This is a genomic window from Candidatus Mycobacterium wuenschmannii (genome assembly GCF_030252325.1).
GTDB classification, from domain to species: domain Bacteria; phylum Actinomycetota; class Actinomycetes; order Mycobacteriales; family Mycobacteriaceae; genus Mycobacterium; species Mycobacterium wuenschmannii.
This window is the reverse complement of sequence record NZ_CP126981.1, coordinates 2104328-2118137: the sequence shown is the minus strand read 5'-3', so window position 1 is coordinate 2118137 and position 13810 is coordinate 2104328. Positions and strand designations below refer to the sequence as shown.

The window sequence follows — 13810 nt, the reverse complement described above, 5'->3', positions numbered from 1 at the left end:
CTCGAGATCGCCTGCGCCAACGATGATCTCATTCACCGACCGCGTCGTATTGGTCACAGGAGGCGGCCGCGGACTGGGCGAGGCGTACTGCCTTGAAGTGGCCCGCCGCGGCGCGGCGGTCGTAGTTCACGACAATGGCGCCAACACCGACGGCAGCGGCGAGGACGCGAAGCCGGCTCACCAGGTCGCCCAGGCAATTCGTGATGCGGGCGGACGGGCTGTGGCGTCGGTGTCCGACGCCAGCACCGAATCGGGCGGGCAGGCCGCCGTGGATCTTGCTGTGGAGGAGTTCGGCGGGCTGGATGCGATCGTCGCCAACGCCGGCATCATTCACGAAGACCCGATCTCGGCATGGCCCACAGAACGCTTCGAGGCGCTACTTCGCCACCACCTCTTGGCCGCCTTCCACGTCGTTCGCCCGGGTTTCGCTGTCATGCGCTCCGCTGGGTATGGCCGGCTAGTGCTGGTGTCCTCCGCTGCGGGGGTCTTCGGGCAACCCGGCCTAACCGGCTACGCCACGGCGAAGACGGGGATGCTCGGCTTGATGAATGTCGCAGCGCTGGAGGGAGCCGCGCACGGCATCACGGCCAATGCGGTGATGCCGATGGGTGACACCCGGATGGCTGCCGCCCTGATGGGGGAGGCCGGCCAGAGCGCCGACGCACGCGCTTTCCTGGCGACGCTACGACTCGATCAGGTCGCGCCGGTTGTCGCCTACCTCGCCAGCGAGCAGTGCACGCTGACCCATCGGGTGCTCAGCGCATTCCGTGGCAGGGTGGCTGCGTTGCAGATCGGGACGACCCGCGGATGGTGCGCCACCGACGGCGCACTCGCGGCTGAGGACGTCGCCGCCAACCTTGATCAAATCCTGGATCCGTCGGGAATCTTGGTGCCAGGCAGCATCTTCGATGAGATGGAGCACGCGATGACAGCGACATCGCCTGTGGCGGAGAAAGAATCATGACGGATCAGGTGAAGATATCGCCGGCGATTGACGACAGCGATCTGGCGTCGCTGTCGTATCGGTATGCCGCGGCGCTCGATCAGCGAGACCTGCCTGCGCTGCTGGAGGTATTTCATCCCGATGCGACATTGCGCGCTAGACCTCCGGGACGCGGTCCCATGGTCTTGACCGGCCACCGAGAATTGGCGAAGCTCATCGCAGCGGTCAGCTACTGGCAGCGAACCTCTCACCTTGTCGGGCAAGGGCTCTTCCACGTCGAATCGACCCGCGCGTTCGGTGAAGTGCATTGCGTCGCACACCACTTCAACACCTGCGCACCGGACCTGCTCGACGACGATGTCATGTACATCAGGTATTTCGACACCTACGTGCGAGCCGATCACGGCCACTGGGTCATCATGAAACGGATGGTCAGCACCGACGCGCAGAAGCATGTCAAAACGCCCGCGGGCTAGGTCGCTCGGTCAGTCCGAGACCGGCCTGTCACCGAATCCTGTGTAGCTGCGGATGAGGGGGAGGTCAGCCATCGTCGCGAAACCCGCTGGGGCCGAGCATATTGCCGGTATCGCGTTGACGACCTGCAGTGCAACGGCGATGAGTCCGGCCCGCACGTGCTCCTCAACTGAGGCCGGACGTGAGTAACTGGCCAGGCAGAAAAAGTGCACCCGCATGGACGGGTCCCCCTCGAGAGTGAGGGTCCAGCCGTCATCTGGCGTGGGCCAGTGCTCTGGATACTCGCCCCCGACCGTCCATAGCGTCTCGAACTCGATGAGCGGTTCGCCCTTGCGCAACCCGACGAAGTTCCACCGCTGCCCGGCAGTGGTGCCCGCGCGCACCTGGTGGTCGAAAATCTCGAAATCCTTGGTTGCCGGCACGGCCTCGACGCTGACCGTGACGTCGTCGATGGCCGCGTTCAAGGTGTCGGCGATGAACCACGTCTGCTGCGTGAAGAGCGCGGTGTTGAACGTCAGAAAGTCGTTGGCCGTCGGGGTGATGTCCTCAGGAGGTCGCCCAAACCACATTCCGTCGAAGGTGATGTCGGTGCTCTCCCACAGCGACCAGTCGGCGCGCTCCTGGAGGGTGAATCGATCGATGGATCGGCTCATGCCCGACAACGCAAGCGGCAGCACACCTGACAGGTTGCCGGGGTTGAGGCCGCTAGCGTGAATTGTGCTGTTGCCCTTCTGGCAGGCGGCCAGCAGCCGCCGGCGGTCGGCGTCGTTGATGCGCCGGGGGTGGAACAGAAACGAGACGGTCGCAACGTTCTTCCCGCTCTCCAGCAGTGCGCAGATATCGTCGAGACTGGTGAACGACGGCGCGTAGAGCACGAGATCGGCGTCCATGGCGAGGATTTCGTCGACGTCGGTGGTCGCGGTCACCCCGATCGGGTCGCGGTCGACCAAGGTGCCGATATCGACACCGTTTTTTACGTCGGAGTACACCCGCGCCCCGACCAGCTCAAGGTCGGGGCGGTGGTCAAGGATCGTGTGGACCATCTCGGTGCCCACCGCGCCGGTGGCCCACTGGATGACTCGAAGTCGTCGGGAGCTCACAGCCAATTCGTGGAGTCCTTTCAACGCCTTGTGGAGATCCTCACTCTAGCCGTGGTGATAACGTGTGTTCTCGTATTTCATAAGTTCATGTTCTCAATCTCGTCAGGTCCTGTGGAAGGAACCGTTCGGTGAAAGATGCGCTTGGGTACGAAGGTAAATCCGTTGTGGTCACCGGCGCGGCGTCCGGGATGGGTCAAGCAGCCGCGCAGATCCTCGTCGATCTCGGCGCGCGGGTGACCGCACTCGACATCAAGCCAACCAGCGTGCAGGTGGACCGGGCACTCGAGATCGACCTGCGCGACCGCGCGAACATCGAGAAAGTCGCCGGCGCCATCGACGGGCCGGTGGACGGACTGTTCAGCTGCGCGGGATTGCCCGGGCCGCCATTCAGCGAGTTGGACACCATGCTGGTGAACTTCGTTGGCGCCCGTCACCTCGCCGAACAGCTGGCCCCCAAGATGCCAAAAGGTTCGGCGATCAGTGTTATCTCTTCCTCGGCGGCCATCGGCTGGCAGGACCACGCCAACGTCATCACCGAGCTGCTGGAGACCGATGGGTTCGACGGTGCGGTCGCGTGGCTGAAGGCAAACGAGAAAATCTGGTCGTGGAGTGGCTACGCCTACTCCAAGTACGTCATCGACGCGTGGGTCGGCTGGTGGTACCCGGTGCTGGCGCGCGATGGCATTCGCGTCAACTGCATCAACCCCGGGCCGACGGAGACGGCGATGATGCCCGCGTTCCAGGACTTTGCCGGCAAGGAACTCATCGACCAGTCGGTGGGACCTGTCGGGCGCTATTCCGCTCCGGAGGAGCAGGCCTGGCCGCTGGTGTGCCTGGGTAGCCCTCGGTTGAGTTACGTCGGTGGATCTATCTTGTGGACTGATGGTGGCTGGAATGGCGCCATGACCATGGGGCGCCACCAGGCGGTGTGGGCTGACAACCCAGAAGAGGCGATTCCGGCGAAGAAGGGCTGAAGGCGAGTCAGATGAAGTCTGACCCGCCGTCCACGTTGACGGTCGCCCCTGTCACGTAGCCGTTGCGACGCGAGGCCAGGTACGTGGTGACTGACGCGATCTCTTCGGGTAGGCCGGCACGGCCGATGTCACAGGGATGGCCGTAGGTTTTCTCGACCCACGTCATCACGTCGTTAGTGTCCGAGGAGTCAAGCCCGTCGGCGGCGAGCGCCTCGCGAAGTATCTCCGTGAAGCTCGCTGTCACGATGGTGCCCGGGCATACACAGTTCACCAGAATGCCCTCGGCACCAAGGGTTTTAGACAAGTTCTTGGTGAAACTGGACAGCGCCGATTTGGTAGCCGTGTAGGCCACAAGGCGAGCACTCTGGCGCTGGATCGAGTGCGCCGACAGGGTCACGATGCGAGCCCAGTCCGCAGATCGCAACATCGGGAGAGCAGCCCGTACTGACCGCACGGCAGAAAGCGTGCCCAGATCGAACGCGGCGTGCCAGTCGTCGTCGTCGAGATCGTCGAATGCGCCCGCCTTCGGGCCGACGGTGTGTACCAACGCATTCAAGCTGCCCCAGGCGTCGCCGACAGAGGCAAAGGCAGCGGCGATGGAATCGGCATCAGACATGTCGACGCTGAACGTCAGCACCTGGGGGGCGCCGGCGTCGCGGATATGTTCTGCGGCTGAATCCAACGCGGATTGGCCGCGCGCCATGATGGCCACCGACGCGCCCTCGGACCCGAGGCTCTCGGCGATCGCCAGTCCCATGCCCTTACTACCTCCGGTCACGACTGCCGTGGCGCCCTTGAAACCGAGCTCCATTGAGTTGTCCTTTCGTTGCGGAATGACGAATATCTACTGGCCCTTGATGATTCGAGGCGCCAGGTGAACGATCTCGCTGACCACCGTGGGATTCGCGCGGGACATCGCGATGAGCGAGAGCATCGCGTTCGCGACGTCGGAGACACCGGACATGTTTTTCGGGATCTGCCCCTCTTGCGCCCACGACCGGTACAGCTCGGCCAGGAGGTCACGATCCGCGCCGCGCAGAATTTCGGTGTCTTTGGTGGGTCCGACGCTGACGCGGATCACGGCGAGATCGGGATGCTCGGCTCGCCAGGATCTCAGGATCTCGTCGAGCGCGGCTTTGCTTGCGTGATAAGCGGCCACGCCTGCCCGGGGCCGGCCGACATCGTGACTCGAGGCGACCACGATGGTGGGGTTGTCGCTCAGGTGGGGCAGGACCGTACGCAACACATGGGAGGCGCCGACGGCGTTCACTGCGTAAGCGTGCAGCCAGGTCTCCACATCGGTTTCGTCGATGAGCGCGAATGGCACGACGGCACTCGTGAATATGACCGCGTCGAGCTTGCCGAGATTGGCGGCGATGTCGCCGACGACGGATTCGATGGCACGCGGATCGGACACATCGAGTTCGTAGGACGAGCCGCAAAGCCGATCGGCGAGTTCGGTGAGCAGGTGCACCCGCCTCGCGGCCAGCGCCACCTCGGCGCCTCGGGAGTGGGCGGCAAGGGCCAGGGCTTGTCCGATGCCCGACGATGCCCCGATTATCAGCATCCGGGTGCCGGCGATGTTGGAGTGTCGATCGTTCATGGTCGGCTTCCTTTGGGTGAGGGCACGATTGACGGCTGCACCGCGTCGATGATCGACCGGATCGTGCGGCTGCAGCGGCCGCAGTCCGATCCCGCCCTGCAGGCAGTGGCGACCTGTTTACAGGTCGTCGCGCCGGCCACGACGGCATCGACAACCGCTTGATTTGTGATGCCGCAGCACAGACAGACGTACATCAGTACCAACCCGCCCCGGTGTTCTCGTCCACTCGCATGGCGGTGACGAACCGGCCAACGAAGACTGGAGGGTAGGCGCCGATTCCGGCGGCGATCAGCCAGGCAGCGGCGGTCTTCGACCTGCTCACCCACGTCAGTGCGGTGTCGGCGCTGGCGAGTTGTTGGAGGAACATCACTTCCCCCGGAGTGTCAAAGGCGCGGTATACCAGTGTCTTCCGGATATCGCCGGCGGCAAACTCGTCAACGGATTCGCGGACGTGCGCGACGAAGTCTGCGACGTCGTCGACCGGAGTAACAGCTGCCACGACGATCTCGCTACCTGGGGCCGGCGGTTCGCCGATGTCGAATCGCTCGACGGTTTCGCCGGCGAAGACCGCGGGGATATCCGCAATGCCCACCGCGTCGAACCACGCGAAGAAATAGGGGGAGCGCAACAGGCTGAGCAGTGGTTGCTCGGCGCGGATTCCGATGACCACCAGGACACTGCCACGCTCGATGATCGATTCGTAGACGAACGCGTAGCGTGCACCGAGATCGACGAGGGCGTCCTCGTGGCGCTGCAGAACAGGGCCGATACGGTCGGATTCGGCGACCTGGAACCCGACCGCAAACACGAAGCTGCGAACTGTTCTCCGCCTCCTCGTATCGGTGCGCCGCCCTCTCTAGCGAGCCGGCCGATGCTAATGACATTCTCGCATGTGAGAATAATCATTCTCGGCGAGGGTTGGTAAGTCCACAACTGCCCGATTAGGAGGCGACGTGATTGATTTCAACGGCAAGGTGGTGCTTGTGACGGGCGGGGGCGCGGGCATCGGCCGGGCCACGGTGGCGGCGTTCGCCGACCTTGGTGCCTCCGTGGTGGCACTCGAGGTCGATCCGGCACGAGCGGAAGACCTCCGGGGCCGGCACGGCGAACAGGTGCTCGTCGTCACTGGTGACGCGACCGCTGGCGCCGATGCGGCGGCTCTGGCCGGCACAATCGGCGAGCGGTTCGGGCGCCTCGATGTGCTGGTAAACAACGTAGGTCACTTCATGACGCGTCCCACACCGTTCGAGCGTCTCAGTGACGAGCAGATCGACGACATCTATCGCGTCAACCTCAGGCACATCTTCACGATGACCCGTGCCATGTTGCCGCTGCTGCGCGCCTGCGACGGGGGCGCAAGCATCACGAATGTCTCGTCGATCGAAGGCTTCCGGGGCATACCTCAATTCGCGGTGTACGGCGCATTCAAGGCTGCGGTGACTGGCTTTACGATGAGCCTTGCGCTCGAGTTGGGGCCTGAGGGTATCCGCGTCAACGCGGTTGCACCCGAGACCACCGACACTGCTCAGGTCCCGCTCGACTGCATGATTCACCCATCGCAGCGACACCACATTCCGCGCTGGATTCCACTGGGACGCTTCGGAACCCCGCAAGACATCGCGGGCTGTGTGTTGTTCCTGGCCAGCCCGCTTGCTGCGTGGGTTTCCGGGACCGTGGTCCACGCCGACGGGGGAGCGTTGGCCGCCGCCGGGTGGTACCGCGACGATCAGGGCACCTGGACGAACATGCCCGTCATCAACGGCAGCAGCTTGAAGCCGGCGGAGGGCGCGAGCTGAAGTCGGGACAACGTGGCAGAAAGCTTGTTCACGTTTTGCGATAACGCCTATTCTCGACTGGTTCGAGGATCTTTTCTCGCCGTGGGGAAGGAAGGGCGCCGGGTGACGCAAGCCGTGGATGCCGCTCCGTACTACGACTACACCACGGGCACAAGGTTCCGGAAGGGTCGATCATGCTGCTGCTCAACGGCTCGGCGAATCGCGATGAGCGCCAGTTCCCGGACGCGGACAGGTTCGACATCCACCGCAAGCCCGCGCATCTGTCCTTTGGGCACGGAATCCATTTCTGCCTGGGTGCGGCGCTCGCCCGCGTGCAGGCTCGGGTGGCGCTCGAGGAAGTGCTGTCGCGGTGGCCTGACTGGGAAGTCGACTACGACAGTGCTCAACGGGCGCACACCACCAGCGTACGAGGCTGGGCAACGCTGCCGGTGCGCCTCGCATGACGAATACCGTTGACTCGGGCGCTGATTCGGACGCCGTGCAGCCGATCAGCGACCGCGGGCCCTCCCGAACACGGGTCGGGTGGGCGCTGTTCATCGGCGCATACCTGATATTCGCGATCGCGACCGTCGCGACCATGCAGTCGGGCACGCAGGGGGACCCGCGGACCACCAACCCCCACCCCGGGCCGGCGCCCTACCCGCCGTTCCTCGGCTTCGACAACTGGCCCCTGGCGGTCGGGCTTAGCTCCATTCCGATGGCGATAAGTTTGATCGGAATGCTGGTGTGGCTCTCGGTACGACACCGCCACGTTCATTGGACGGTGGTGATCGCGTTCGCGGGGCTGGTCACCGGCGCGCTGGATCCGTTGGCGAACTGGGCCACGTTCGCGATTTTCGACCCTCGGATGCTGCACTTCCCGCTGTCGTGGCCGTACGTCAACATCTCGCCCAACCTCGAGCCGGCGCTGTCGTTTCTCGGCGGTTATGCGGCCTACTACCTTCTGAACGGGTTGGGGATGCTGGCACTGCATGACCGGCTAGTCGACCCGCTGATCCGTCGATCCAATTGGTTTGCGAGCCATCGGCTCTGGGCGGTTCTCCTGGGCTCGTTCGTCATCGCCATCCCGCTGAACGGGATCGTTCAGTTCACCTGGATGAGGGTTGGCATCTTCTACTACACGGAAGCGGTCGGGCCGACATTGCATGTCGGCCATGTCCATTTCCCGCTGATCATGGCGGTGTACGACGCGTTCATCTTTGCGATGGTCGCCGTCCTGTGCGTTCGCGACGACAGCGGCGAACTCGTGCTGATTAACCGCATCGCCCGCCGCATCCCAGCGCGTGGTGGCGGCGACAACGTCAGTCTGACCCGGCAGCTCCTCGTATCGGTCTCCGTTGCTCTGGTGTCCTTCGCGGTGCCGCTTGCAGTGTTGGCCGCCCTCCGCGTTGCCGGATTGTCCGAACCCTCCTATGAACAGAACCCTTTTCCGACCAGCAAGATCTACGACCCCTATGGCCATCTCGAGAAAGCCGGTAAGCCGGGGCCGTTTTACAAGTGAGGCGCACGATGAAACCTCGTCAGGAGTGGAATGACCACCAAATCGGTTGGCCGATATCGCGTCGTCCATATGGGGACGGGTCTTACCGGCAGAGAGGCGTTGCGGGCGACGATTCTCGATCCAACGTTAGATCTTGTCGGTGTGCATGTTTCGACGCCAGGCAAGGTCGGAACTGACGCGGGAACGCTGTGCGGCTTGGACGATGTCGGCGTGCTCGCCACCGGCGAGATGGCGAACGTCATTGCGCTGAAACCTGATTGCGTGTCCTACTGCGCGACGGCAGTCCGCCGCGAAGATGACGCCATCGCTGACATCGCCGCGCTGCTGGAGTCGGGCATTAACGTCGTCACGATCTCGACGATTCCGATGGTGTACCCCGCTGCGGCACCCGAACGTTGGCGTACTACGATCGATTCAGCTGCGAAACAGGGAAATTCGACCTTCTATGCCACCGGTAGCGAACCCGGCTTCATTAGTTTGAACATTCCGACGGCACTTCTCGCCGGTGCGGGAGCAGTGAAGTCCTACCGGATGGATGAATACGCGCTCGACCTGGACAAGTCTTATCCGATTTGGGACGTATTGCACGAGTCGATGGGATTCGGTAAGCCGGACGGCCACATACCGGCTCGTATCGCGTCGGGCAAGGTAAACCACGATTGGGAGACGGTCGTGCGTTATCTCGCGGACATACTCGGGATTGAACTGGACGGGGTGGAGCTGGACTGGGAGACATTGCTGGCGCCGGATGATTTGCCGACGGCCCTCGGCGTTGTGCGGTCTGGAACCATTTGTGGACACCGCTGGCGGCTGTCCGGCGTTGTCGACAGGCGGGAAGTCGTGGCAGTTCAATATTTTGCGACGGTGAGCTCGACCCCATGGCCTGATCGTTGGCCGAAGCCCTCGCGTGAAGGACAGGGCGGCATGGTGTTCCGCGTCGAAGGCAGCCCTAGCATGAGCCTGGAGCTGTATTTGGATGCGTCCAGCGCGGACCGCATCAATCCGGGGATCACAGCCACGGCGATGGCTGCGGTTAACGCCATTCCAAGCGTGGTGACGGCCCCGCCCGGCGTCATCGAAACACCGTTGTCCGGTCCTGAGATCGTCAGTCGAATCTCGCGCACCAAGCCATGACGTTGTTCGTTCTCTTACACGGTGGACTGCACCACAGCTCTTGCTGGGACGCGGTCAGCACTCAACTCGCAGAACATGGTCATCGCGTTGTCGCTCCGGAACTGCCGGTCGACGACGACTCAGCGGGAGCGCTCGAATGGGCGAGGGTCGCGATCGAGGCGATCGAGGGATCCGGCGCGCGCCCGGCAGCCGACACCGTTGTCGTTGTCGCGCATTCGATCTCCGGGTTGTGCGCACCTGTGCTTGCCACGCTGTACCCGGTGCACCAGATGGTGTTCGTCGGCGGGCTGCTGCCGGTGCCCGGTCTGACGTTCGCCGAACACCTCGCCGACAATCCCGACGCGATCACGTTTCCGGAGCCGCAGGAGCACGGAACGGGACCGTTCGGGCTCACCTGGGAGTCGGTGCACGCAGGCTTCTACCACGACTGTCCGGAATCCATTGCGCGGCAGGCTTTCAACGACCTGCGGCACCAGTCGTTCACGGTGTTCATCGAGCGCTGCCCGCTTAAGCGTTGGCCTGACACACCATCGGTCTACATCCTGATGCGTGACGACCGCGCGGTCGGGGAGTGCTGGGCCCGCCGCAACGCAGTCGACAGGATTGGCGCACGCGTCGTCGAGTTGGACGGTGGGCACTCGCCCTTCTTTTCCCGGCCGGCCGACCTGAGCTCGATCCTGGTAGGTCTGAACGACCACGACGTCAACTGAGATATCCGCAGCGGTAACGAATCCCGTAACCCTATATCCACCGTTTAAGCGAGATCCAAGGCGTGGCGGGGCGCGGTGATTGGTAAGTCCAGTGACGTCGCGATGCCGGGTGCCGCATCGATGACGTACGGGATGGCGTTGACCACACGCATCGCGGTCGCTTCCATGGCATCGTCGTTCGCGGACTGCGCGGTCGGTTCGGTGCCGAAGCGAAGATCGCAGTGGATATGGGGTTCGCCCTCGATGACGATGCGGTAGGTGCCGTGCGGTGCCGCCGCCCACTCGGGCGCCAGATCGGGAGCCATGCGGTTGATGTGTTCGATGGTGATGACGGGGTGGCCGTCGACGACCCCGGTCGTCTGGGCGCGCACGGCACCGCAGGTGCCTGCCGGAATCAGTCCGCATGCAACGTGCAAGTCGCGCGGCGTGATCACCCGCTCATAACGTTCGGTAACCTCGTCGAGTTCGAGGCCGAGGGCTCTTGCAACCAGACCGATAGGTGGTCCCCATGCGAATCGCTGTGCACCCTCCAACTCGAGCAGCGGCGTGAAGTCGAGTGGACGGCCGAAGCCCATCGCGTCGAACATCGAGTACTCGTTGGGGTAGGCCGAGTAGTCGAAGATCTCCTGTGCGCGGACCGACCGGATGGTGTTCGACAGGGTCGACAGCAGTACGGCGAACTGATCGCCGGCGAATCCCGGTTCGATACCCGAGGTGTAGATCGTGACACCGCCGGCGAGCGCCGCGGCACGCACCTGGTCCGCTAGATCGGGAATCCATCTGTCAGGGAACATCATTCCCGGTGTGTTGGTCGTGACAACGTTGATGCCCGCTCTGAGGAAACGGACATAGTCGGGGACCGCGGCCGCATCCATGTCGGCGGCCATCGCCGCGTACACCACGCAGTCGGGTCTGAGCTTGATGATGTCGTCGAGGTCGGCGGTGGTTGTCAAGCCGATGTTTCCGATGCCGACGACCTCACCGGCATCGCGGCCGGCTTTTTCCGGGCTGTACACCCAGACACCGATGAGGTCGACGTGGGCACGACGGTGGATCGCGCGTAGCGCGATGCTGCCGACACCTCCTGTCGATATGACTGCGACGCGTAAGACCCTCTCTGCCATGATGTTTGCTCCTCCGATGGATGCGGTGGGCTACAGGTCCAAACGTGGACGACGGCCAACCCGTTACCCCTTAACGGTGCAACAGCAGCCCGCTGAGCTGCTGCGCCAACTCTGATTTCTTGACCTTCCCGGTGGCGGTGAACGGGAGGTCCTGCTTGGCGGTGATCCAGATGAATTTGGGCACCTTGTAGGCCGATAGCCGGTCGCGCAGCTGAGCCCGCAGGGACTCGCCGTCGAGTGCCGATTCGCCGCGCGGCACCACCGCGGCGGCGACGACCGTTCCATCGTTGCCGTTTTCGGCGCCGACCACGTAAGCCTCGAGCACGCCATCGCATTGCGCCAGGGCCAGTTCGACTTCGCTGGGTGTGACGTTGGTACCGCCGCTCGTTTTGATGAGATCACCAAGGCGCCCGGTGAATCTGATCCAGCCGTCATCGTCCTCGATGCCGCAATCGCCCGTGCGGTAGTACCCGTCTGGGGTGAAGACATCCTCGCGTTCGCGCTTGTGCAGCCGCTGCATCAATGAGTATCCGCGGACCCAAATTTCACCGGATGTGCCGTGCGGCACCGGCTCTCCGGTGTCCGGGTCGACCAGCAGATGATGCAGGCCCTCAATGGACACGCCACCAGTTTCAGAGCGATCGGGCGGCTGAGGTACGTACGGATCGACCCCGATGTGATTGCCGCACAGCTCGGTCATTCCTAAAGCGTTGGGGCCCTTGGGTCTACGCTCGGGCGAAACCATCGCGGGCATGCTGGTGCGTTGGACCGAGCTCAAGTCGCGGTCGGCGAACCCAGGATGCTCGGCCAGCGTCTTGCCCTGCTGCGGCCAGCCTAGCGTGATGGTGGCGCGGTGCCGCTCAATGAGTTCCAAGGCCTCGGCCGCCTCGAAGGCAGGCTGGGTGATCAGGGTTGCGCCGTGGTGGATCACCGCATGCAGGCCGGTGATCAGCCCGCCGACCCAGAAGAACGGCATGGCGGTGAACATCACGTCGTCGTGGGTGACGCCGTAGCTGAACGTGAGGTTGTAGGTGTGGCGGATCAGCGCTCCATGCGTGTGCACCGGCCCCTTCGGCTCGCCGGTGCTGCCCGAGGTGTAGATGATCATCACGTCATCGGCCGGCGTCACGCATGATTCCACCGAGACGAGAAACTCGGTGTCACTATCGGATAAGGCGGGGTCGGGATCGAGCGTCGTGGTCCAGGAACGCTGGGAGGGGCCCGCCGTCACAACGGTCCGCAGGAACGGGGCGTGGCGTATCGCGATGCGGCCTGGTTCGTGCTGATCGGCCAGGCCGGGTAGCGCCTCCTCGAGGCGAGCGAGAAAGTCGTGGGTGCGGAATTGCGACCAGGTCAGAATCGCTCGCAGATCGGCATGGCGCGCAGTCCAGGCGAGTTCGGATTCTTTGTAGAAGGTGTTGAGCGGAACGGCCACTGCGCCGATACGTGTGGTGGCGAACCAGGCCAGAGCCCAGTCGATGCTGTTGGGCATCAAGATTCCGACGTGATCGCCCTTGCCGATTCCCCCCGCGAGCAGGGCGGTCGCCAGCGCAGCCGAGCGGCGGTCGAGATCGAAGTAGCTCAGTCGTTGGCCGTCGGCGATCAGGAAGGGCTTGTCGCCAAAGCGTGCTGCGCAAAACCTCACCAATGCGGGGATCGTGGGAGAGATCGCAGGGAAGGGCATGACCGCAGGATAGTAGGGTTTCCGGAAAACGAGAACATCAGTTCTCAATCGATTGCCTCCGCCTACAATTTCCACCATGTCCGCAGAGTCGATACGCCCGGAGGACGTCGACCGGTTCGACCGGATGGAGTCGAGCCTTGCGATCAGCCAATTGCCCAGTCGGTACGCGATGGCTCTCGACGCGCGTGACCTCGACGCGCTGGTCGCTTTGTTCGTCGATGATGTCGATGCGGGAGTCGAGGGGCGTGGCAGGGACGGGTTGAAGCGTTGGTATGACCGCGTTCTTCGGCGGTTCTATCGAAGCATTCATCTGATTTGCGGGCACCAGTTCGACTTCGTCGACGCCGACCATGCGACCGGGGCCATCTACTGCCGAGCCGAGCACGAAGACGGCGACGGGTGGTACGTGATCACGATGCGCTATGACGACGTCTATGAACGCCGGGACGGCCAGTGGTGCTTCGTGAGGCGTCGGGAGCACCCCTGGTACTCGGTGGACGTGACGCAGCGTCCGGGGCCGGAGTTCATGCGTTGGCCGCCGGATGTCGAGCTACGCGCTGCCATGCCGCAGCGGATGCCGACGTGGCGCGCGTTCTGGGACGCCGGAGATCCGGCGCTGCCAGAACGACTGTCGGCGTGTCCGTAGCGCTTCGAGCCGTTCGTATCGCCGTCGGCCGCGGTTTACAAACTCGGCAACAACTGCCATTCTCGGAATATGCAAATGGGCGTTTTCGCCATTGCTAGCCTGTTGGTGCGCTCGCACCTGG

General features: G+C 63.6%; 15 protein-coding genes and 1 pseudogene. 9 read left to right on the top strand and 7 right to left on the bottom strand.

The genetic code is table 11. The features are described from left to right. The first annotated feature begins 22 nt into the window (after window positions 1–22). Complete coding sequence (locus PT015_RS10085; protein ID WP_285190473.1) at window positions 23–964, top strand: SDR family NAD(P)-dependent oxidoreductase; 942 nt, start codon at window positions 23–25, stop codon at window positions 962–964. After that, window positions 961–1419: a nuclear transport factor 2 family protein gene (locus PT015_RS10080; RefSeq protein WP_285190472.1), complete on the top strand. Its 459-nt coding sequence runs from the start codon at window positions 961–963 to the stop codon at window positions 1417–1419. Before PT015_RS10085 ends, PT015_RS10080 begins: the two co-directional genes overlap by 4 nt. Window positions 1420–1428: 9 nt before the next feature. Here PT015_RS10080 and PT015_RS10075 read toward each other — a convergent pair whose 3' ends face one another. Further along, window positions 1429–2460, bottom strand: a complete 1032-nt coding sequence (locus PT015_RS10075; RefSeq protein WP_285191038.1) for an NAD(P)H-dependent amine dehydrogenase family protein — start codon at window positions 2458–2460, stop codon at window positions 1429–1431. Between the two features lie 185 nt (window positions 2461–2645). Here PT015_RS10075 and PT015_RS10070 point away from each other — a divergent pair, with 185 nt between their 5' ends. Further along, complete coding sequence (locus PT015_RS10070; protein ID WP_285190471.1) at window positions 2646–3491, top strand: SDR family oxidoreductase; 846 nt, start codon at window positions 2646–2648, stop codon at window positions 3489–3491. Between the two features lie 7 nt (window positions 3492–3498). Here PT015_RS10070 and PT015_RS10065 read toward each other — a convergent pair whose 3' ends face one another. The 4 genes from PT015_RS10065 to PT015_RS10050 are packed head-to-tail and all read right to left on the bottom strand — an operon-like array spanning window position 3499 to window position 5902. Beyond that, the gene (locus PT015_RS10065) at window positions 3499–4302 is read right to left on the bottom strand and encodes an SDR family NAD(P)-dependent oxidoreductase (protein ID WP_285190470.1); all 804 of its coding nucleotides are present in this window, start codon (window positions 4300–4302) and stop codon (window positions 3499–3501) included. Window positions 4303–4335: 33 nt separating this feature from the next. Then, entirely contained in the window at window positions 4336–5094 is a 759-nt protein-coding gene (locus PT015_RS10060) for an SDR family oxidoreductase (protein ID WP_285190469.1), read from the bottom strand. Continuing rightward, window positions 5091–5288, bottom strand: coding sequence for a (2Fe-2S)-binding protein (locus PT015_RS10055; RefSeq protein WP_285191037.1), 198 nt, complete (start codon window positions 5286–5288; stop codon window positions 5091–5093). Before PT015_RS10055 ends, PT015_RS10060 begins: the two co-directional genes overlap by 4 nt. Next, on the bottom strand, window positions 5288–5902 hold the full coding sequence (locus tag PT015_RS10050) for a fatty-acid--CoA ligase (RefSeq protein WP_285190468.1): 615 nt from the start codon (window positions 5900–5902) through the stop codon (window positions 5288–5290). The genes PT015_RS10055 and PT015_RS10050 overlap by 1 nt, the downstream gene beginning before the upstream one ends. Window positions 5903–6047: 145 nt before the next feature. On the opposite strand from PT015_RS10050, the gene PT015_RS10045 reads away from it, so the two are divergent. The 5 genes and pseudogenes from PT015_RS10045 to PT015_RS10025 all read left to right on the top strand — a co-directional run bounded on the left by PT015_RS10045 (window position 6048) and on the right by PT015_RS10025 (window position 10235). Then, window positions 6048–6890: an SDR family NAD(P)-dependent oxidoreductase gene (locus PT015_RS10045; RefSeq protein ID WP_285190467.1), complete on the top strand. Its 843-nt coding sequence runs from the start codon at window positions 6048–6050 to the stop codon at window positions 6888–6890. A gap of 140 nt (window positions 6891–7030) precedes the next feature. After that, window positions 7031–7333: pseudogene (locus tag PT015_RS10040) on the top strand (cytochrome P450); the annotation flags it as partial. A gap of 134 nt (window positions 7334–7467) precedes the next feature. Then, entirely contained in the window at window positions 7468–8391 is a 924-nt protein-coding gene (locus PT015_RS10035; RefSeq protein ID WP_285190466.1) for a spirocyclase AveC family protein, read from the top strand. A gap of 30 nt (window positions 8392–8421) precedes the next feature. After that, window positions 8422–9525, top strand: coding sequence for a dihydrodipicolinate reductase (locus PT015_RS10030; RefSeq protein ID WP_285190465.1), 1104 nt, complete (start codon window positions 8422–8424; stop codon window positions 9523–9525). Next, the gene (locus PT015_RS10025; protein WP_285190464.1) at window positions 9522–10235 is read left to right on the top strand and encodes an alpha/beta hydrolase; all 714 of its coding nucleotides are present in this window, start codon (window positions 9522–9524) and stop codon (window positions 10233–10235) included. The genes PT015_RS10030 and PT015_RS10025 overlap by 4 nt, the downstream gene beginning before the upstream one ends. A 44-nt stretch (window positions 10236–10279) precedes the next feature. Here the strand turns inward: PT015_RS10025 and PT015_RS10020 are convergent, their stop codons facing one another. Both PT015_RS10020 and PT015_RS10015 read right to left on the bottom strand, forming a co-directional pair. Beyond that, window positions 10280–11359, bottom strand: a complete 1080-nt coding sequence (locus tag PT015_RS10020) for an NAD(P)H-dependent amine dehydrogenase family protein (RefSeq protein ID WP_285190463.1) — start codon at window positions 11357–11359, stop codon at window positions 10280–10282. A gap of 70 nt (window positions 11360–11429) precedes the next feature. Then, on the bottom strand, window positions 11430–13043 hold the full coding sequence (locus PT015_RS10015) for a class I adenylate-forming enzyme family protein (RefSeq protein ID WP_285191036.1): 1614 nt from the start codon (window positions 13041–13043) through the stop codon (window positions 11430–11432). A gap of 169 nt (window positions 13044–13212) precedes the next feature. Between PT015_RS10015 and PT015_RS10010 the strand changes: the two genes are divergently transcribed. After that, the gene (locus PT015_RS10010; RefSeq protein WP_313825888.1) at window positions 13213–13689 is read left to right on the top strand and encodes a nuclear transport factor 2 family protein; all 477 of its coding nucleotides are present in this window, start codon (window positions 13213–13215) and stop codon (window positions 13687–13689) included. The last annotated feature ends 121 nt before the right edge of the window (window positions 13690–13810 follow it).